The organism is Kribbella sp. CA-247076, from assembly GCF_050942445.1.
Lineage (GTDB): Bacteria > Actinomycetota > Actinomycetes > Propionibacteriales > Kribbellaceae > Kribbella.
In genome coordinates this window covers 480,920-499,655 of sequence record NZ_CP192051.1, presented here as the reverse complement: position 1 = coordinate 499,655, position 18,736 = coordinate 480,920, and the positions used below count along the sequence as shown (strand labels likewise).

The window sequence follows — 18,736 nt, the reverse complement described above, 5'->3', positions numbered from 1 at the left end:
GGCCGGACCACCCACTGGACGGGGTGGTCCGGCCCTCCTCCTTTCGGATGAACTTGCTGTGAACACGCCGTGAGAGCGTGACGGAACTCACACCTGTCCCGGTAACCCCATCAGCCGATCCCGTAGTCTTCATTCACATGCGCGTCAGGGAGAAGGGCGACCGGGGAGTCGTCCAATCAGTGGTTCTGTTCCTCGGGGTGAGCGTGCTGTCGGGGGCTCTGGCCGCCGGTCTCGCCATCCCGTTCGCCGGCCTGGCCGGCTTCACCACCGAGAAGACCTCCGAGACGTTGCAGGACCTGCCGCAGCAGTTCGACGAGGTGCCGCTCAAGCAGAAGAGCACTATCCTGGCCGCCGACGGATCGGTGATCGCCACGCTGGCCGAGCAGAACCGGGTCCCGGTCAAGCTCAGCCAGGTCGCGCCGATCATGCAGAAGGCGATGGTCGCGATCGAGGACGACCGGTTCTACGAGCACGGCGCGCTGGACCTCAAGGGCACCCTGCGCGCGCTCCTGCGGAACCAGTCCGAGGGCTCGGTGCAGCAGGGTGGCTCGAGCATCACCCAGCAGTACGTGAAGATGAGCCTGGTCGAGAAGGCGAACACGCCCGAGGAGGTCGCCGCGGCCACCGCCGAGACGTACCAGCGCAAGGTCGCCGAGCTCCGGTACGCGATCGCGGTCGAGAAGCAGTACTCCAAGAACGAGATCCTGGAGAAGTACCTCAACCTCGCCAACTTCGGTGACGGCGCCTGGGGTATCGAGGCCGCCGCCCTGCACTACTACCAGGTGCACGCCTCCCAGCTGACCCTGCCGCAGGCCGCGCTGCTGGCCGGCCTGGTGAAGAACCCGACCGGCTACGACCCGACCAACAACATGAAGCGCGCCAAGGACCGCCGCGACCTGGTCATCAAGCGGATGCTCGAGCTCAAGGTCATCTCGGTCGCCCAGGCCAACGCGGCCCTCAAGACCCCGGTCGTCGACCCGGCCAAGATCCGCCCGAACAAACTCGGCTGCGCCAACTCGAAGTACCCGTTCTACTGCGACTACGTCGTCGCCGAGCTCACCAAGAACCCGGCCTTCGGCAAGACCGAGACCGACCGCAGGAACTTCGTGAAGACCGCCGGCCTGACGGTCCGGACGTCACTGGACCCGAAGATCCAGGCCGCCGCCCAGAAGTCGATCAACGAGCACTCGCGGACGAGCGACAGCGCGTCCGCGGCGATCACCATCGTCGAGCCGGGCACCGGCCTGGTGAAGGCGATGGTGCAGAGCCGGCCGTACGGCAACAAGAAGGGCCAGACGTCGTACAACTACAACGTCGAGAAGTCCTACCCCGGTGGTTACGGCGGGTTCCAGAACGGCTCGACGATGAAGGCCTTCACGATCGCCGCCGCGATCCAGAAAGGCTTCCCGCTGAACTACAAGATCAACTCGCCGAACGAGATCGACCTGACGCGGAAGAAGTTCAGCACCTGCAGCGGCACGACCGAGTCGTTCGACTCGTACACGCCGAGCAACTCGACCTCGAACGTGCCGGTGCCGACGATGATCCAGGCAGCGCAGAAGTCGACCAACACGTACTTCCTGCTGCTGTCGCAGCAGGTCGGCCTGTGCCCGATCGCGAAGGTCGCGCAGTCCCTCGGGCTGTACAACGCGCAGAGCGGCGAGCCGCTCGACCAGGTGGTCTCGATGACGCTCGGCGTCGGGTACGTGACCCCGGTCCAGATGGCGGGCGCGTACGCCGCCTTCGCCGCCCGCGGGATGTACTGCAAGCCGTGGCTGGTCACCGCGATCAAGGGCCCGACCGGTAAGGCGATCAACGCTCCGGGCGCGGAGTGCAAGCAGGCCCTGGCCCCCGAGGTCGCGGACGGCGTCAACGCGGTCCTGCACCAGGTGATGGAGCCGGACGGCACCGGTGGCCGGCTGAAGTTCGGCAAGAGCGACCTGGCCGGCAAGACCGGAACGATCCAGAACAACAAGGCCGTCTGGTACGCCGGGTACTCCAGCCGGCTCGCCGCCGCCTCGGTCGTCGCCGACGCGTCCCCGCCGTACGTCGACCTGGCCAAGCTGACCCTGGACGGGAAGAAGATCCGGGACGCGTCCGGCTCGGGCACCGCGGGTCCGCTGTGGAGGACGGCGATGGAGAACGCGCTGAAGTACTACCCGACGACGAAGTTCACCGCGCCGTCGGACAAGACTGTCCGCGGTGACGTGAAGGACATCCCGTTCGTGAACGGGATGAACCCGGAGGACGCGGCCAACAAGATCCGGCAGGCCGGGTTCGAGGCCGTGATCGCGCCGGGCACGGTGAACTCCGAGGAGACCGCCGGCACGGTCGCCTACACCACCCCACGCCAGCGCGAGGGCGCCCCCGAAGGCTCGTCGATCACCATCCACGTCTCCAACGGCACCCGCAAGAACCAGCCGCAGAACTCCCCCAAACCACCCCAGAACACCGCCAACCCCCCAGCACCCCCCACCATCAACCCAGCCTGCCCACCCTGGAACCCCAAATACCCCAACTGCGGCGGCCGCTAGATCTGCCAGCCCGCGACACGGAACAGCCAGTACGGCAGCAGGACGAGGGCCACTGAGGCCAGGTAGTGCACCGCTGCTGTCGCTCTGCCCGGGCCGAGGCGGCGCCGTACGCCCCGGCTGATCGCCAGGGCGCCCAGAAGCAGCGGGGCGACGACGAAGAGCACGACCAGTACGCCGAGCTGCGTCTTCCCCTCGCGGTCGTCGCCGAACGGCGCCCAGGGCGCGCCGAGGGCGCTGCCTACCAGTTGGCGGGTGAGTAGTTCGCTCATCAGCAGCGGGTAGATCAGGAGCAGGCCGATTGCGGCCGATGCGAGGTAGCCGCCGATGAGTCGGCGGCTCCTCGGGGTGGTCTCGTTCGCCGGCCCGGTCATGCCGGGTTCGACGCGTGGGTCAGGCGCCGAGTTGGCGTTTTACTTCGGCGGAGAGGATGGCGCCGTCGGCTTTGCCTTTGGTTTTGGGTTGGAGGGCGCCCATGACCTTGCCGATGCCGCGGGGGCCGAGCTCGGCGGCGCCGGTCTCGGCGATGGTCTCGGTGACCAGGGCGACGATCTCCTCCTGGCTGAGCTGCTCCGGCAGGTACTCGGCCAGGATGTCCGCCTCAGCCTGCTCCTTGTCGGCGAGCTCGTCGCGGCCGGCCTCGCGGTAGGCGGTGACGGACTCGCGCCGCTTCTTCGCCTCGGCGCTGAGCACGTCGACGATCTCGGCGTCGCTGAGGTCGCGGGCCTCCTTGCCGGCCACCTCCGCCTTGGTGACCGCGGTGAGCGCCATCCGCAGGGTCGACTTGCGGATCTCGTCACGTGCCTTCAGGGCGGCGGTCATGTCGTCGTGCAGCCGCTGCTTCATACCGGAGTTGGACATACCTGAGATTGTGGCAGGCTGGTGAAATGAGTTTGAGCGGGCTTGCCTCCACCACCCTGAAGGCCACGGCGGTCGTCGGCGCCGTGGGCGCCGCCTGTGTCGCGTACGCGGCGGGCGTCGAGGTGCGCTGGTTCACGCTGCGCAGAGTGACGGTCCCCGTCCTGCCGCAGGGCGCCGACCCGTTGAAGGTGCTGCACCTGTCCGACCTGCACCTGATGCCCACGCAGGAGCGCAAGATCCGCTGGGTCAACGACCTGGCCGCGCTCGAGCCCGACCTGATCGTGAACACCGGCGACAACCTGGCGCACGAGCGATCCGTCCGGCCGCTGCTGCGGGCGTACGGCGACCTGCTCGACCTCCCGGGCGTGTTCGTGTTCGGCTCCAACGACTACTGGAAGCCCCACTTCAAGAACCCGGGCAAATACCTGCTGCCAGCGCACAAGCAGCGGCACAAGCCGCACGGCCCGGACCTGCCGTTCGAGGAGCTGCGCGGAGCGTTCACCGGCGCCGGCTGGACCGACCTGAACAACGCGAAGGCGACCCTCAAGGTCAACGGCCTGCGGCTGGACTTCGCCGGCACCGACGACCCGCACATCAAACGCGACCGGTACGACGAGGTCGCGGGCGCGGTGGACCCGTCGGCCGACCTCTCGATCGGCGTGACGCACGCCCCGTACCAGCGGGTCCTGAACGGTTTCGTCGGCGACGGCTACCCGCTCGTCCTCGCCGGCCACACCCACGGCGGCCAGCTCGCGGTCCCGCTGTACGGCGCTCTAGTGACGAACTGCGACCTCGACACGTCCCGGGTGAAGGGCCTGTCCACGTGGGAGCACGACGGCCGTCAGGCGGCTCTGCACGTCTCGGCCGGCCTGGGTACGTCGCCGTACGCGCCGGTGCGATTCGCCTGCCGTCCTGAGGCCACCTTGCTCACCCTCGTCCCCCGCATAAACCCGATTTCGTCCCAGCCGCGGGCGCATGTAAGCTAACTCCGGCTTCGGGCTGTGGCGCAGCTTGGTAGCGCGCTTCGTTCGGGACGAAGAGGTCGCAGGTTCAAATCCTGTCAGCCCGACTCGAACATTCAGGGCCAGTCACTTCGGTGGCTGGCCCTGAATGCTGTACGGGCCTGGCTTGTCAGCGGAGGTTCTGGGGTGAGCGAGGCCGACCACTACGAGGTGCTGAGCGTCGAGCGCACCGCGACGACGGACGAGATCAAGGCTGCCTACCGGCGGCTGGTGCGCCAGGTGCATCCGGACCAGGGCGGCAACGCGGCGCTGTTCCGCCTGGTGCAGGAGGCGTGGACCACGCTGTCCGATCCGCACAAGCGCGCCGCCTACGACCGGGACCTCGCCGGTCCCGCCGGCTCCGAATCGCCCAACGGGCCGGACCCGTCGTACGGCGACGACCCGACGGGCGACACCCGCAGCCGGGAGGCAGACGAGCCGGCGTACGGCACCCACGACCGCGGGGCCGCGGGGTCGGACCGGCAGACCGCGGGCGCGGACCGGGCCGTTCGCGTCGTCCCGCGCTTCGGCCACCGGCGCGGGACGGCGCTGACCGCTCTCGCGGTCTGGCTGATCCTCCCGGTCGGGCCGTTCGTGTACTCGGGTCTGCGGGAAGGCTGGAGTGTGCCGATCGGGCTGCTGCTGGCAGCGCTCACCGTCATCGGTCTGCCGCCACACTGGCGCCGACGGCTGCCCTTCCACCGCTGGATCACCGGCTGCGGACTGGTTGGCGCGTTCGGCCTGGTCGTCATGGCGCTGCCGTTCGCGGCACCGGATCTCCCGACCGTCCTGCGGATCTGGATCATCACCATCGTGGCCGGAATCGTCGCAGTCCGTTGGCTGACTGCCCGGTGGTCCGGCGCGCGGGAACTCGACCTGGCGATCGACAAGCGGGCAGCGTACGACTTCAACGTGTGGGGCCGTCCCGGTGAGCCCCTGGTGGACGACGGCTACTCGGCTCCGTTGTCCGGTTCCGCCGTACTGCGTCATCGCCGTACGGCGGTAATCCTCGAAGAGGTGGCGGCCCAACTGCCGGCCGCGAAACTGATCCACGGCGCGCGGGTCGCGGGCCTGCCGGTGGCCCATCTGCTGATCGCAGGTGATCGCATGGCCGTGGTCTCCTCGGTGGACGGGCCGGCCGGCACGTACTCCGTGGACGGCTACGGATCGGTGCTCCGGAACGGGCAGCCGTTCGACGACGGCGAAGGCAACGTCAGCGCTGTCGTCGCGGCCTGGCTGGCGCGGCTCAAGGGCTTCTCGGTTCATGGCTTCGTCGTCGTCCACCCGGCGCAGGGACAGGTCTCCGTCGCCGGCGGACCGGACGCCGGCGTCACCTGTCTGGCAGCACGATCGGCGGCGTCCGCCCTGGTCGAGTGGCTACGGCCGGAGGGCCACGTGCTCAACCGCCGACTGTTGTACGACGTGCTGTACCAGTCGCCCGTCGACCTACGCTGAAGACATGCAGCGGATCGAGTTGGGTGAGGTCGAGTACGACGTCGCGGCCAAGGAGATGCGGGGGTGGGTCGAGGAGCGGGTGGCGGGGTCGGCCGGGGACCGGTTGTTCCTGCTGAGTCATCCGCCGGTGATCACCTACGGTCCGCGGACCGTGCTGGAGGATCTTCCGCCGGAGACGGCCGGGATCCCGGCGGTGGCGGTGGACCGTGGCGGGTTCGCGACGTACCACGGGCCGGGTCAGCTGGTCGGCTATCTGGTCATCGACCTGAAGCAGCGCGGACCGGTCGACATCGTGCGCTGGGTCGAGAACGGCCTGATCGAGGCGCTGGGGTCGCTCGGCTTCCCGTTGGTACGACGGGACACGCCGAAGGGCGCGAGCAGTCTGGTCGGGGTGTGGACCGAGGACGGCCGCAAGCTGTGCTCGATCGGGATGCGGATCCGGCGCGGGGTGACGAGCCACGGCTTCTCGGTGAACGTCGACCCCGACATGACGGTGTTTCACACGTTCACGAGCTGCGGCCTGCACGACGTCACGATGGTCTCGCTGGCCGAGCTCGCGGCCGAGCGTGGTCTGCCGGCCCCGGCGGACTCCGCCGTACGGGATGCGATCGCCCGATCGCTTGGCGCAGCCTGAATCGGTAGCCTGCGGCAATGAGCTCTGAGGACGAGGACGGCCGGATGCCGGCCGACCTGGAGGCCGTGCTGGAGGCGGCCGACGACGAGGAGGCCGAGGAGGCGGACGAGGGGCGGTACGACGCTCCGCCGCTGCCGCCGGCGCTGATCCTCGCCGTCGTCGGGCTGTTGTCCGGTTTCGCCACCGTCGCCCTGGTGTGGCTGAGCGAACGCGGCTGCGAACGGGTCCGCGACACCTCGAACTGCGGCGCCCTCGGCCTCCCGCTGCTGGTGCTGATCGTGGTGGTCACGATCGTCCTCGGCGGACTCGCACTCAGCCAGCTGGCGATGCCGCACCCGCGATTGGTGGCGTTCCTCGGCGTCGCCTTCATGCTGCTCGTCGTCCTCGCCTTCCTCACCGATCACCTGTCCTCGCAGTGGGCCCTGGCCGTCGTGCCGGCGCTCACCGCGATCACCTTCCTCGTCGCCAATCTCGTCGCCCGACTGCTGGAGCGTGCCGATGCCTGACCTGCCCGTCTACGACTGCCCACGTACGCCGACCGCCCCGGCCTTGGACGGGACGCTGACCGACCCGGCCTGGGAGCTCGCGTCCTGGACCACCGACTTCGTCGACATCGAGGGCGACGGCCCGCAGCCGCGCTTCCGGACCCGGGCGAAGCTGATGTACGACGACGAGTACCTCTACGTCGGCGGTCTGCTCGAGGAGCCGCACGTCTGGTCGACGATGACCGAGAAGAACACGAAGCTGTTCGAGGAGAACAACTTCGAGCTGTTCCTCGACCCCGACGGCGACGGGCTGAACTACTACGAGTTCGAGATCAACCCGCTCGGCACGATCTGGGAGCTGACGCTGCCCAAGCCCTACGTCGACGGCGGCGTACCGATCGACCCGACCAACCTGCCCGGTCTGCGGACCGCGCTGCACGTCGACGGCACGCTGAACGACCCGTCCGACACCGACAAGGGCTGGTCGGTCGAGCTCGCCGTACCGTGGGCCGACCTGGCGCCGTACAACGAGGGCCGGGCGACTCCGCCGAATCCGGGCGACCAGTGGCGGATGAACCTGATGCGCTGCGAGTGGCCGCACGAGGTCGTCGACGGCGCCTACGTGAAGGGCAGTGAGCTCGAGTTCTGGGTCTGGTCGCCGCAGTACGTGGCCGACATGCACCGCCCGGACCGCTGGGGCGTACTGCGCTTCTGAGCCCCGGTGACGCGCCGTGCGGGCCCCGGGGTGACAATGAGGTACGTGGACTTCGGGGGTGACGGCGGGTACGACGATCAGGTCGTGAGCGCCATCGAGCGCGCCTGTGACACCGACCCCCGAGCGGCGCTGCGCCTGGTCGCGGAGTACTCCGGCTACTGGTGGTCGAACGGACTGCAGGACGAGGCCGCGGCGGCTGCCGAGCGGGTGCTGAGCATGCTCGGCCGGACCGTGCCCGTCGGGCTCGACGAGGAGTACCTGCTGGCCGTGCTGCACGGCGCCGGGTCGGCCGAGCAGGAGCAACTGGAGCTGGCCCAGCAGATCGTGGCCGCCGCGACCGGTCCGTTCAGGTACTCCGTCACCGTGCTGCTGTGGGCGCTCGTGTTCGGTCCGTTCGAGTCCGCCGCGACCGTCGAGGAGGTCCTGGAGCGGAACGAGGACGGAGACGCCTGGACCAGGGCGGCCATCGAGCTGTGCCGCGGCTACCCGGGTCTGACCGCGGCGATCCCGGGCGAGGCCGCTCAAGCTCTCCGTACGGCGCTCGGACGCTTCCGCATGCTCGATGACCGCTGGGGCATGTTCCTGGCGCTGACAGCGCTCAGGCACGTCGTCGACGAGCCGCTCGACTTCACCAGCGAGGCGCTGGAGCTGGCTGACCAGCTCTGCCTGGCCGAGGAGACCGCACTGCTCCTCTGCGAACGCGGAGACATCTACCGGACGCTCGGCAAGCTGGAAGACGCCCACGAGGACTACACCCGTGCGCTGGCTCTAGGCGAGGCGGCCGACCTGGCCGAGTCGGTTGCGGCCGCCCGGATCGGCCTGGCCAGGACGGCCCGGTACGGCGGCAACCTGGTGGCGGCCCGGTCGTACCTGTGCGACGTACTCGCCGACGGGTCCGAGGACCTGGAGGACGCGCGCGCCGAGGCACTGCACGAACTGGCGGCGATCGAGGCCTGCGAAGCGTCGGCGTAGGACCGGCGCACATACGGCTGTGGGGTGCCGGCACACCTGTGGCAGTGGCCACAGGAGGTGGCTCTCGCCCGAGTCACGGGTGGCTGGTTAGAGTCGGGACCAACCCAGCCCCCGACACTGCAACGGAGCAGCCGGATGGACAAGACGTACGACTCGCCGCAGGCCGCGGTCGACGACATCGGCGACGGCGCGAGCCTCGCGGTCGGCGGCTTCGGGCTGTGCGGCAACCCGATGGAGCTGATCAGCGCCCTGCACGCCAAGGGGGTGACCGGGCTCAGCGTGGTGTCGAACAACTGCGGTGTGGACGACTGGGGCCTGGGCATCCTGCTCGCGGACAAGCGGATCGCCAAGATGACGTCGTCGTACGTCGGGGAGAACAAGGAGTTCGCCCGGCAGTTCCTGTCCGGTGAGCTGGAGGTCGAGCTGACGCCGCAGGGCACGCTGGCCGAGAAGCTGCGGGCCGGCGGCTGCGGGATCGCCGCGTTCTTCACGTTGGCCGGCGTCGGCACCCAGGTGGCCGAGGGCGGGCTGCCGCAGAAGTACAACACCGACGGCTCGGTCGCCAAGGCCTCGGAGCCGAAGGAGACCCGGGAGATCAACGGCACCACGTACGTGCTGGAGGAGTCGATCACCACCGACTTCGGCCTGGTGCACGCGCTGAAGGGCGACACCCACGGCAACCTCGTGTTCGACCGGAGCGCGCGGAACTTCAACCCGCTGGCCGCGATGGCCGGCCGGGTCACCATCGCCCAGGTCGAGGAGCTGGTCCAGCCTGGTGAGCTGGACCCGGACGAGATCCACCTGCCCGGGGTCTACGTCCAGCGTGTCGTTGCTGTTGGCAAGGACGTCGAGAAGCGGATCGAGAAGCGTACGGTGCAGCCCCGCGAGGCCTACGAGGCCCAGCGCGAGAAGATGGAGGCCTGAGATGCCACTCACCCGTGAGCAGATGGCCGCCCGCGCCGCCGCCGAGCTCGAGGACGGCTCGTACGTGAACCTCGGCATCGGCCTGCCGACGCTGGTGCCGAACTACATCCCCGACGGCGTCACCGTCGTCCTGCAGAGTGAGAACGGCATCCTCGGCGTCGGGCCGTACCCGGTCGAGGGCGACGAGGACCCGGACCTGATCAACGCCGGCAAGGAGACCGTGACGACGTTGCCGGGGGCATCGTTCTTCGACTCGTCACTGTCGTTCGGGATGATCCGCGGCGGTGCGATCGACGCCGCGATCCTGGGCGCGATGCAGGTGTCGGCCACCGGCGACCTGTCGAACTGGATGATCCCCGGCAAGATGGTCAAGGGGATGGGCGGCGCGATGGACCTGGTGCACGGCGCCAAGAAGGTGATCGTGCTGATGGAGCACGTCGCCAAGGACGGCTCGCACAAGATCCTCCAGGAGTGCGACCTGCCGCACACCGGCCGCGGGGTGGTCGACCGGATCATCACCGACCTCGCCGTCCTGGACGTCACCGACGACGGCCTGAAGCTCGTCGAGCTCGCCGAAGGCGTCACCTTCGACGACCTCCAGTCCAAAACCGGCGCCCCGATCAAGCAGTAGTCCGTACTCCCCAGGGCGGTGACCATCCGTGGTCACCGCCCTGACCCTTGACACGCCCGCCCCAGCCAGGCTCTTGACACGCCCGCTCCCGCGCCCTGCTCTTGACACTCCCGCTCCCCCACCCTGCTCTTCAGAGCTCTGCTCTTGACACTTCCTTATCGTTTGTCGTTATTATCGACCAACGATATTATCGAGTGACGATAAGGAAGTGACTGATCATGGGTAGGCCGTCGACGTTCGGCCTCAGCCGGTGGGGCCGCTCCGACTCCCGGGCACTGCAAGGACTTCTCGGCATCGCGTTCGTCGCGGTCGCCGTGATCGGCCTCGGCATGCCACTGCTCACCCTCGTCCGCGGCATCGACGGCTTCATCGAGCATCAGGTCCCGGTCGCCGGCACCGAGAGCACCACTCTGGCCGAGGCGGACGGGCTGAAGCTGTCCACCGGCGACACCGCGACGCTCTCGGTCACCGACCCGACCCTCGAGCAACGGCTGCTGCTCACCCTGCCGTCCATCGTGGTCGCCGTACTCATCCTGTTCGGGATCTACCTGCTCTTCCGGATCGCCCGCACGCTGTCCGCGGGCGAGCCGTTCACGCCGCGCAATCCGCGCCGGCTGTACGGCCTCGCCGTACTGATCGTCGTGGGCACGGTCGTCGACGGTTTGGTGACCGCGATCTGCACCGACCAGTTGGTCGCCGGTACGGCGTTGGCGGGCGACGTCCCGTTCACGGTCGACGTACCGCTGACGCAGGTCGCGGTGGCGTTCCTGGTGGCCGCGCTGGCCGAGGCGTTCCGGATCGGCGTCCGGCTCCGCGCGGACACCGAGGGCCTGGTCTGATGCCACCTGAGGACGCCCACCGGATCCAGGTCAACCTGACCCGGTTACTGGCCGAGCGGGGACTGACATTGACCGAGCTCGCCGACCGGGTCGGCATCACGATCGTCAACCTGTCGATCCTCAAGAACGGCCGGGCCAGGTCGATCCGGTTCTCCACCCTCACCGCCCTGTGCGACGCGCTCAACTGCAAGCCCGGCGACCTGTTGGAGCTGAGCGACTAGCGTACGAACGTGGTCTCGGGCAGGCCGCGGATCCACAGGGCGGGGTGCGGGCGGCCGCGCAGGTGCTGGTCGAAGAACGCCGGGATGTACGTGCGCAGTGCGCGCAGGACCGCGGCGGCGTCGGCGGTGCCGACCGTGTTCGCGATGAGCTCCGGCGGGACGGTGAAGAACCGCTGGAACCACGGGATCAGGGCCTGATGGTCGATGAAGGAGTAGTGGCCGCCGTCGGGCACGTTGAGGTCCCGCTTCCAGCCGGTTGAGTGGTCCCAGAACAGTCCCCAGGACGGCTCGGTCCGGTGGGTCTGCGGCCCGCCGTTCGGGCCGGTGCCGCCGGCACCCATCAGCAGGAACGGCCTGTCCGTGCCGTGCGCGACCGTCGGGCAGTCCGCCGGATCCGGGTAGCCGTAGGCCAGCGTGCCGTCCAGGTCGATCCCGGCCCGGACTCGGCGGTCGACGTCCATCACGTCGAGCGAGGTGATGCCGCCGGCCGAGTGCCCGAACGCACCGATCCGGCGCAGGTCGAGAAGGTCACCGAGTCCCTTGGGCAGCGGGCGATGGCCGGCGTCCGGGTTGTCGCCGCGAGCCAGCTTGGTCAGCGCGTCGAGGACGAAGCGGACGTCGGCGACCCGGGCATTCCGGGCCATCAGGGCGTACGAGCCCTGCGGCAGGGTCTGTACTTCGAGCCGCCCGCCGGGGAACTCCACGCCGGCGACCTCGTACGTGTGGTCGACCGTCACGACGACGTACCCACGGCTGGCGAGCTCGGCGACCATGATCGAGCCGAGCCCGCGCGGTACGCCGAAGCCGGGCGAGAACACCACGACCGGCCGCCGTCCGCGGCTGACCGGCGCTCGCGTGGTCGCAGGCACGCGGGCCCCGACCCAGTCGACCGCGTCCACCGGCTGCTGGAGCGCCTGGGCCGCGCCCTCGCCGTACAGCTTGGCGGTGAGCGGCGGCAGGTACGGCGCCGGCGCACCCCCAGCCCGCGCCGGGTACCAGATGCTGATCATCAACTCCCGCGCGCGCCCGGGGACGTACGGGTCATCCCGTTCCCGATCGACCAGATGAAGCTCGGTCGTGCCGACCGGGAAGGGCCCGGAAGGCCGGGGGAACCGCAGGCGAACCGGCACCCGCCGGCCGGTGGAACCCGCGGCGGTCGCCCGCTGACCGGCGAGTGGTGTCAGGAGGGCGGCCGCTGTGGTCGTGAGGAGAACGCGTCGACTGAGCATGAGCCGAGCCTCCCGCCGCGACGGACTTGTCCACATCGCGCTAAAGACACCTGACACCCTTGTCGAAAGTCAGGTATGACGGGGGTATGGAACTGGACGTGTTCGTGATCGGCGGAGTCGGGGTCGACACCATCGTGCGGGTGCCCGCGCTCCCGTTGCCCGCCGTCGAGACGATCCACGTCGACCCGGTCGAGTCGTACGTCGGCCACACCGGCCACGGCGTCGCGCTCGGCTGCCACCTGCTCGGCCTGCGCGCCGGTCTCGCGGACGTGATCGGCGACGACCCCGAGGGCTACCGCATCCGCCGGCTGTACGACGACCTCCGCCTGCCGCTGCACGTCGCCCTCCATCCGAGCGGCACGCGTCGATCGATCAACCTGGTCGATCCCGACGGCCGACGCCTCGCCCTGTACGACGCCCGCCAGCCGGCCGGACTCCGGGTCGACCCCGATCTGTGGCGGACCAACGTCGCCCACGCGAGCCACGTGCACGTCTCGATCATGGACTTCGCCCGCGACGCGCTGTCCGACGTACTGGCCGCGGACTGCACGGTCTCCACCGACCTGCACGACTGGGACGGGCGGAACGACTACCACAAGGACTTCGCGACCACCGCCGACATCGTCTTCGTCTCCACCAGCGCGCTGCCGGACGACGCCGTGGACTGGATCTTCGCCAACGGCCGTGCGCAGGTCGTGGTCGCGATGGCCGCCGCCGACGGCAGCTACCTGCACGTCCGCGACCGGGCACCGCGGCACATCCCGGCCGTCGACCTGCCCGACCGGCCCGTGGTCGACACCAACGGCGCCGGTGACGCGTACGTCGCGGCGTTCCTCGCCCGGCGTCTCGACGGCGTCACCTGGTACGACGCCGCGGTCGCCGGCTCGATCGCCGGGGCCTGGGCGTGCGGCTCCCCCGGCACGCACACCGACCTGATCACGGCCGAGGAGCTGGCTGTTCGAAGTAGAACGCTCGGATGAAGCAGTCCCGCGGCTGACCGACCGCGAACAGCACGCAGTCGACCACCGACTGCGCGGTGAGGTCGGCGCCGGTCTCGCGCGGGCCGTCCTGCACGAAGTCCGGCGGGAACAGTGAGATCACCCGGATCCCTTCCGGCCGCAGTCGTTCGGAGAGGATCTCGGCGTACCCGGCCTGGGCGTGCTTGGCCGCGTAGAACGCCGGATGCGCGTCGGACCGGTGGTGGCCGGTCTGCCCGGCGGCCGAGATCAGGTTGACGATGTCCGGCCGGGTGGATGCCCTGAGCAACGGCAGGAGACGTTCGGTGAGCAGCACGGTGCCGGTGGCGCCGCCCGCGATAGTGTCGACCACGTCGGCCGGTGTGGGTGCGCCGGCGAGGTAGCGCGCGCCGCTGTTCACGAGTACGTCGAGGCGGTCGACCCGGAGCCGTTCGATCGAATCCGGGTCGGCGAGGTCGAGGACGGCCGGGGTCGCCGATCCACCCGCAGCGTGGATGAGGTCGACGGTCTCCTGGGCGGCGGCGAGCGTCCGCGCGGTGGCGAGCACGTGGGCACCGCGAGCGGCGAACGCGCACGCGAGCCTGCGCCCGGTGTCGCGTCCGGCGCCGGTGACGAGAACGTGGGTCATGCGGTGGATGGAAGCACTTCAAGCCGACTGGAGGTCAACCGCGGGTCATCGGCGGGTGCAGGACGGTCGCGCTGCCGCGGCGGAAGAGCTGGGCGGGGCGGCCGCCGTCGCGGGTCGTCGTACCACCGGTCGGCTCGACGAAGTCCGGGGTCTTGGTGACCTTGCGGTGGAAGTTGCGCGGGTCGAGCGGCGTACCCCAGACCGCTTCGTAGACCCCGCGCAGCTCCGAGATGGTGAACTCGGGCGGGCAGAACGCGGCCGCGAGCGGCGAGTACTCGAGCTTCGCCCGCGCTCGCTCGACGCCGTCGGACAGGATCCGGTGATGGTCGAACGCGAGCCGGCCCGGGTCGGCCAGCACCTCGACCGCCTCCACCCAGCCGGCCGACGCGGCATCCGTCCCCGCCACCGGCGCGGGCAGATCGGGCACCAGCGCCAGGTAGGCGACGCTGACGACGCGTCCGCGGGGGTCGCGCTCCGGAGCGCCGTACGTCGCCACCTGCTCGAGGTGGATCCGGTCCGACGACAGGCCGGTCTCCTCCGCCAGCTCGCGACGGGCGGTCTCCTCGAGGTCCTCGTCCGGCCGGACGAACCCGCCGGGCAGCGCCCAGCGGCCCCGGTACGGCGCGATGCCGCGGCGGATCAGGAGCACCTGCAGGGCGCTCTCGCGGACGGTCAGGATGACCAGGTCGGCGGCCAGGCCGAGCGGCACGAAGTCCATGGGACAGCATGGTAATCGTCACCTTGACGAGAAGTCATCTCGACCCTTATCGTCAAACTGACGACAAAGGAGAACGATCGATGGCAGACATCACCCGGTTCCGCTTCATCAGCCACCTGCGGGCCAACCCGACCACCCATGTGCGCCACCTGCGCAACGGCAAACTCGCGCACGACGGCGCCGGCCAGGCGTTCTGGTTCCGCGCGCTGAACTCGTCGCTGAGCGAGATCCCGGTCGACGACCGCGAGCAGCCGCTGCTGTTCCACGGCCGGACCCAGGACTTCCAGGACGTGGCCGTGCAGGCGACCGTGACCTACCGGGTCATCGATCCCGCGCTGGCCGCGGCCCGGCTGGACTTCGGCATCGACCCGGACACCGGGCTGTGGCGGTCGACCCCGCTCGAGCAGCTCGGCGGGCTGCTGACCGAGCTGGCGCAGCAGACCGCGCTCGACCTGCTCGCCCGGATGAGCCTGACCGAGGCGCTGTCCGAGGGCATGACCGCGCTCCGCCAGGCGGTCGGGACCGGCCTGCGGGCCGATCAGCGGCTGACCGGGCTCGGCATCGGCGTCGAGGACGTCCGCGTGGTCGCCGTACGGGCCGAGCGGGACGTGGAGAAGGCGCTGCAGACGCCGACCCGGGAGATGGTCCAGCAGGCCGCCGACAAGGCGACGTACGAGCGGCGGGCGATGGCGGTCGAGCGGGAGCGGTCCATCGCGGAGAACGAGCTGCAGAACCAGATCGAGCTCGCCCGGCGCGAGGAGCAACTGGTCAACCAGCGCGGCCAGAACGAGCGGCTCCGCGCGACCGAGGCGGCCGCGGCGGGCCAGATCGAGACCCAGGCGGCCGCGGGCCGCAAGCGGGCGCTGAGCGAGGCCGAGGCGGACGCCAAGCGCGTGATCGGCGCGGCGGAGGCGGCCGCGGAGAAGGCGCTGCTGGACGCGTACGCCGACCTGGACCAAGGCACGATCCTGGCGATGGCGATCAAACAGGGCGCCCTGCCGGAGATCGGCACGCTGAACCTGACGCCGGACCTGCTCACCCCACTGCTGACGAAGCTGACGGATGCCCGATGAGCCTGCCACCCCGGGCAGTGATCGTGCACCGGGCGACCGAGCTGACGGAGTTGGTCGCCCGGCACGGGACTCGGCAGCAGGCCGGGTTCTTCCTCGCCGGGCGCGGCCGGGACCTGGCCGAGCTGGACGCGCGGCACCAGGCGCAGCAGGAGGCGCTCGCAACAGTCTCGGCCGCGATCCCGCTGGACTGGCGACGCGCTGTTGCTGAGCGCAACGACCTGGACCGGTTCGGGTTCGGTCCGGAGGACGTGGTGATCGCGGTCGGTCAGGACGGGCTGGTCGCGAACGTGGCGAAGTACCTGGACGGCCAGCCGGTGATCGGCATCAACCCGGAGCCGGCGCGCAACCCCGGCGTACTCGTCCCGCACGCCCCGGCCGCGATAGCCGACCTACTGCACGAGCGGCACGTCGCCGAACGCACGATGGTTGCCGCCGGCACCGACGACGGCCAGCAGCTGATCGCCCTCAACGAGGTGTACGTCGGCCACCGCACCCACCAGTCCGCCCGCTACCGGCTGAGCGCCCCCGACAGCCTGCCCGAACGCCAGTCGTCCTCAGGCATCCTGATCGGCACCGGCACCGGCTCCACCGGCTGGTGCCGCTCCGCCTGGCAGGAACGCCGCAGCCCGCTCTCCCTCCCGGCGCCCACCGACCCCACCCTCTGCTGGTTCGTCCGCGAAGCCTGGCCCTCCCCCGCCACCGGCACCGCCAACACCGAAGGCCTCCTCAAAGCCCCCGACACCCTCACCATCACCGCCGAGTCCGACCTCGTCATCTTCGGTGACGGCATAGAATCCGACACACTCACCGCCGGCTGGGGTCAACGCGTCGAGATCGGAGTCGCGCCGGTCAGGCTGCGACTGGTCGTTGAGAACAGGCGATGACCGTCTGCCAGGCGGAGTACAGCCGGCGGGCTGAGCCGCCGATCGGGCCCACGGCCGCGAAGACATCACCCCGGCTCGCAGGACGCGCGTTCTGTACTGCGTCGACGGCCGCTTCCGGACTGTCGATGGTCGACGAGCAGACGTCCAGGATGTAGTCAGGCACCTGCAGCTCGGGGTCGACGCACCCGACCAGCGGTACGCCGACCGCCGCGACGATGGGGAAGACGGTGCCCGGGATGCCGATCGCGCATTCCGCCGTCGCCGACGCCGGAACCGAACCGAGCGGGCTGATCTCGTACCGCTCCCAGAGCGTCCGGTCCTCTCGCGGGTGCAGACCGACCACGATGTGCTTACCCGCGGCCGCCAACTTCGCGGCCGCGTCGAGCAGCAGTTGCGTACCGGGCGCGGCGTCGCCCGTCGGATCCGGCCGGGTCACGCTGGTCAGCACGAGCACGCGACCGGCCTGCGGGGTGTACGCCGGCAGGTCGTCCGTCTGCGCCGAGCCGACCATGCGGACGCGGCGCTTCCACCCGAGGTACGCCGCGAACACGTCGGACTCGGCCGGCGACGCGGCCGTGACGAGTTCGAGCCGTGACCGGAACTCCTTGGCCCGCGGCGCTTCCACCGGCTTCAGATACGCCAGCGAACTGGCCACCAACGGAAGACGCGGCAATGCTTTCGCAACGTCGGCCGGCCACGCCTCAGCGCCGTTGACCACCAGCAGATCCGCCGGGGGTACGTCGTCCAGCGTCGCCACCGGCACCGGGTCGTCCGGCGTCACCCGCGACCGATCCGGCACCAGCTGCACCAGCTCCCACCCGCGCCGAGCGGCCTCAGTCAGCAACGGCCGCGCGTGATACGTCCCCCAGGGCTCGTTGGTTGCCACCAGCACCCGAACCCGCCGCGGCCGCCCCGCCACCGCCAACCCAGGCGTGGCCGCCAACCCGACCCCCACCAGCCCAGCCTTCAACACCCCACGCCGAGTCAAAATCATGCCGCGACCCTAGAGCGCCCACCACACCCCCACATGAACTCCCCTTGAAGACTCTCCCCCGACAACCACTTAGTCGCCGTTGAGGTTGTCTTGGAAGGTGGGTGGGGTCCAGCGGAAGTCGAGGGGGGCGGGGAAGGTGGTGGATACCTGGCCGAGGCCTTTGATCACGGTGGCGGGGCCGTTGGCGTGGCCGACGGCGTACAGGTGGCCGGTCTTGGTCTGCTTGTCGATGCCCAGCAGCAGGGTGCCGTAGTTGCCGCACTTGGTGGCGGTGAGGGTTTCGAAGACCTGCCACGTCTTGGTGCGGACCGGGTTGACGACGGGCTTCATCGGCGAGGTCACCGGGATGCGGACGGTGTAGAGGGCGCCGCCGCGGGTGTTCGCGAGGAAGGTGTCGTACGTCGGCTGCTTGCTGATCAGCGTCATCGTCTTCACGGCTGAGAACCCCGGGTAGGAGCCCGTACTGCGCCAGCCGTTGTCCACCAGGTGCCAGCGGAAGAGCAGGCCGTCCTTGCGCAACCCGTACAACTCGGTCCGCGGCGCCACCGCGCCGGAGTTGTACGGCGCCACCTCGATCAGACTGAAGTTCGACCACCCGCTGCCGATACGTCGCAGGCGAGGTCCTGGCGCCTCCACCTTGTCGGCGCCGTCGACGGCGTACGACGACTGGTACAGCACGTCGCCGATCACGACGTACCCGCTCCGTGTGCTGCCGGCGCCGGACTTCGGGTAGTCCTCGAAGTGCGTGGCGAGCCGCACCTGCCCGGGTCCGTACACACCCGCGGTCGTGCTCGACCGGGTGAGCGATGGTGGTGCGGTGGCGTTGATGGCCTTGAAGGTGTGCTCGCCGGCCGACGTCACGGACCCCGCCCACGTCGTGCACGGCGCCGTCGCGGACGCCTCCGCGGCGGGCGGCACCACCGCGAGCGCCAGGACCGCAGCACATGCTGCCCCCACCAACTGG

General features: G+C 69.9%; 21 protein-coding genes and 1 tRNA gene. 15 read left to right on the top strand and 7 right to left on the bottom strand.

Annotated elements, in window-relative coordinates; translation table 11 throughout:
• The first annotated feature begins 137 nt into the window (after positions 1-137).
• Positions 138-2,534 (top strand): penicillin-binding protein, encoded by a 2,397-nt coding sequence (locus ACQPYZ_RS02490; RefSeq protein ID WP_433164783.1) that lies wholly within the window; start codon positions 138-140, stop codon positions 2,532-2,534.
• Here the strand turns inward: ACQPYZ_RS02490 and ACQPYZ_RS02485 are convergent.
• Both ACQPYZ_RS02485 and ACQPYZ_RS02480 read right to left on the bottom strand, forming a co-directional pair.
• Entirely contained in the window at positions 2,531-2,905 is a 375-nt protein-coding gene (locus ACQPYZ_RS02485; RefSeq protein ID WP_433164781.1) for a hypothetical protein, read from the bottom strand. The two genes, ACQPYZ_RS02490 and ACQPYZ_RS02485, sit on opposite strands and share 4 nt — an antisense overlap.
• 19 nt (positions 2,906-2,924) lie before the next feature.
• Positions 2,925-3,392: a GatB/YqeY domain-containing protein gene (locus ACQPYZ_RS02480; RefSeq protein WP_433164780.1), complete on the bottom strand. Its 468-nt coding sequence runs from the start codon at positions 3,390-3,392 to the stop codon at positions 2,925-2,927.
• Positions 3,393-3,418: 26 nt separating this feature from the next.
• Between ACQPYZ_RS02480 and ACQPYZ_RS02475 the strand changes: the two genes are divergently transcribed.
• The 11 genes from ACQPYZ_RS02475 to ACQPYZ_RS02425 all read left to right on the top strand — a co-directional run bounded on the left by ACQPYZ_RS02475 (position 3,419) and on the right by ACQPYZ_RS02425 (position 11,269).
• A complete protein-coding gene (locus tag ACQPYZ_RS02475; protein WP_433164778.1) occupies positions 3,419-4,378 on the top strand; it encodes a metallophosphoesterase in 960 nt (319 codons plus the stop codon).
• A gap of 9 nt (positions 4,379-4,387) precedes the next feature.
• Positions 4,388-4,461, top strand: a tRNA-Pro gene (locus ACQPYZ_RS02470).
• A gap of 79 nt (positions 4,462-4,540) precedes the next feature.
• Complete coding sequence (locus ACQPYZ_RS02465; protein ID WP_433164777.1) at positions 4,541-5,848, top strand: J domain-containing protein; 1,308 nt, start codon at positions 4,541-4,543, stop codon at positions 5,846-5,848.
• A 4-nt stretch (positions 5,849-5,852) separates the two neighbouring features.
• Positions 5,853-6,482, top strand: a complete 630-nt coding sequence (lipB, locus tag ACQPYZ_RS02460) for a lipoyl(octanoyl) transferase LipB (RefSeq protein ID WP_433164775.1) — start codon at positions 5,853-5,855, stop codon at positions 6,480-6,482.
• Between the two features lie 17 nt (positions 6,483-6,499).
• On the top strand, positions 6,500-6,988 hold the full coding sequence (locus tag ACQPYZ_RS02455) for a hypothetical protein (protein ID WP_433164773.1): 489 nt from the start codon (positions 6,500-6,502) through the stop codon (positions 6,986-6,988).
• On the top strand, positions 6,981-7,682 hold the full coding sequence (locus ACQPYZ_RS02450; protein ID WP_433164771.1) for a carbohydrate-binding family 9-like protein: 702 nt from the start codon (positions 6,981-6,983) through the stop codon (positions 7,680-7,682). Before ACQPYZ_RS02455 ends, ACQPYZ_RS02450 begins: the two co-directional genes overlap by 8 nt.
• Before the next feature lie 45 nt (positions 7,683-7,727).
• Positions 7,728-8,654 (top strand): hypothetical protein, encoded by a 927-nt coding sequence (locus ACQPYZ_RS02445; protein WP_433164770.1) that lies wholly within the window; start codon positions 7,728-7,730, stop codon positions 8,652-8,654.
• Between the two features lie 135 nt (positions 8,655-8,789).
• Positions 8,790-9,578 (top strand): CoA transferase subunit A, encoded by a 789-nt coding sequence (locus ACQPYZ_RS02440; protein WP_433164768.1) that lies wholly within the window; start codon positions 8,790-8,792, stop codon positions 9,576-9,578.
• A gap of 1 nt (position 9,579) precedes the next feature.
• Positions 9,580-10,209 (top strand): CoA transferase subunit B, encoded by a 630-nt coding sequence (locus tag ACQPYZ_RS02435; protein WP_433164766.1) that lies wholly within the window; start codon positions 9,580-9,582, stop codon positions 10,207-10,209.
• A 218-nt stretch (positions 10,210-10,427) separates the two neighbouring features.
• On the top strand, positions 10,428-11,048 hold the full coding sequence (locus ACQPYZ_RS02430; RefSeq protein ID WP_433164765.1) for a DUF2975 domain-containing protein: 621 nt from the start codon (positions 10,428-10,430) through the stop codon (positions 11,046-11,048).
• Positions 11,048-11,269: a helix-turn-helix domain-containing protein gene (locus tag ACQPYZ_RS02425; protein WP_433164763.1), complete on the top strand. Its 222-nt coding sequence runs from the start codon at positions 11,048-11,050 to the stop codon at positions 11,267-11,269. Before ACQPYZ_RS02430 ends, ACQPYZ_RS02425 begins: the two co-directional genes overlap by 1 nt.
• Here ACQPYZ_RS02425 and ACQPYZ_RS02420 read toward each other — a convergent pair.
• On the bottom strand, positions 11,266-12,498 hold the full coding sequence (locus ACQPYZ_RS02420) for an alpha/beta hydrolase family protein (RefSeq protein ID WP_433164761.1): 1,233 nt from the start codon (positions 12,496-12,498) through the stop codon (positions 11,266-11,268). The genes ACQPYZ_RS02425 and ACQPYZ_RS02420 overlap by 4 nt on opposite strands.
• Before the next feature lie 86 nt (positions 12,499-12,584).
• Between ACQPYZ_RS02420 and ACQPYZ_RS02415 the strand changes: the two genes are divergently transcribed.
• Entirely contained in the window at positions 12,585-13,478 is an 894-nt protein-coding gene (locus ACQPYZ_RS02415; protein WP_433164759.1) for a carbohydrate kinase family protein, read from the top strand.
• On the opposite strand, the gene ACQPYZ_RS02410 is transcribed toward ACQPYZ_RS02415, so the two are convergent.
• A complete protein-coding gene (locus ACQPYZ_RS02410) occupies positions 13,435-14,103 on the bottom strand; it encodes an SDR family NAD(P)-dependent oxidoreductase (protein ID WP_433164757.1) in 669 nt (222 codons plus the stop codon). The two genes, ACQPYZ_RS02415 and ACQPYZ_RS02410, sit on opposite strands and share 44 nt — an antisense overlap.
• Positions 14,104-14,137: 34 nt before the next feature.
• Positions 14,138-14,821, bottom strand: coding sequence for an NUDIX hydrolase (locus tag ACQPYZ_RS02405; protein ID WP_433164755.1), 684 nt, complete (start codon positions 14,819-14,821; stop codon positions 14,138-14,140).
• 80 nt (positions 14,822-14,901) lie between these two features.
• On the opposite strand from ACQPYZ_RS02405, the gene ACQPYZ_RS02400 reads away from it, so the two are divergent.
• Both ACQPYZ_RS02400 and ACQPYZ_RS02395 read left to right on the top strand, forming a co-directional pair.
• Positions 14,902-15,894 carry an SPFH domain-containing protein gene (locus ACQPYZ_RS02400; protein ID WP_433164753.1) on the top strand — a complete coding sequence of 331 codons (993 nt, stop codon included), beginning with the start codon at positions 14,902-14,904 and terminating at the stop codon, positions 15,892-15,894.
• Entirely contained in the window at positions 15,891-16,778 is an 888-nt protein-coding gene (locus ACQPYZ_RS02395) for a hypothetical protein (protein ID WP_433164751.1), read from the top strand. Before ACQPYZ_RS02400 ends, ACQPYZ_RS02395 begins: the two co-directional genes overlap by 4 nt.
• Here the strand turns inward: ACQPYZ_RS02395 and ACQPYZ_RS02390 are convergent.
• Entirely contained in the window at positions 16,744-17,772 is a 1,029-nt protein-coding gene (locus ACQPYZ_RS02390; RefSeq protein WP_433164749.1) for a hypothetical protein, read from the bottom strand. The two genes, ACQPYZ_RS02395 and ACQPYZ_RS02390, sit on opposite strands and share 35 nt — an antisense overlap.
• 69 nt (positions 17,773-17,841) lie before the next feature.
• Positions 17,842-18,729 carry a hypothetical protein gene (locus tag ACQPYZ_RS02385; protein ID WP_433164748.1) on the bottom strand — a complete coding sequence of 296 codons (888 nt, stop codon included), beginning with the start codon at positions 18,727-18,729 and terminating at the stop codon, positions 17,842-17,844.
• Between the last annotated feature and the right edge of the window lie 7 nt (positions 18,730-18,736).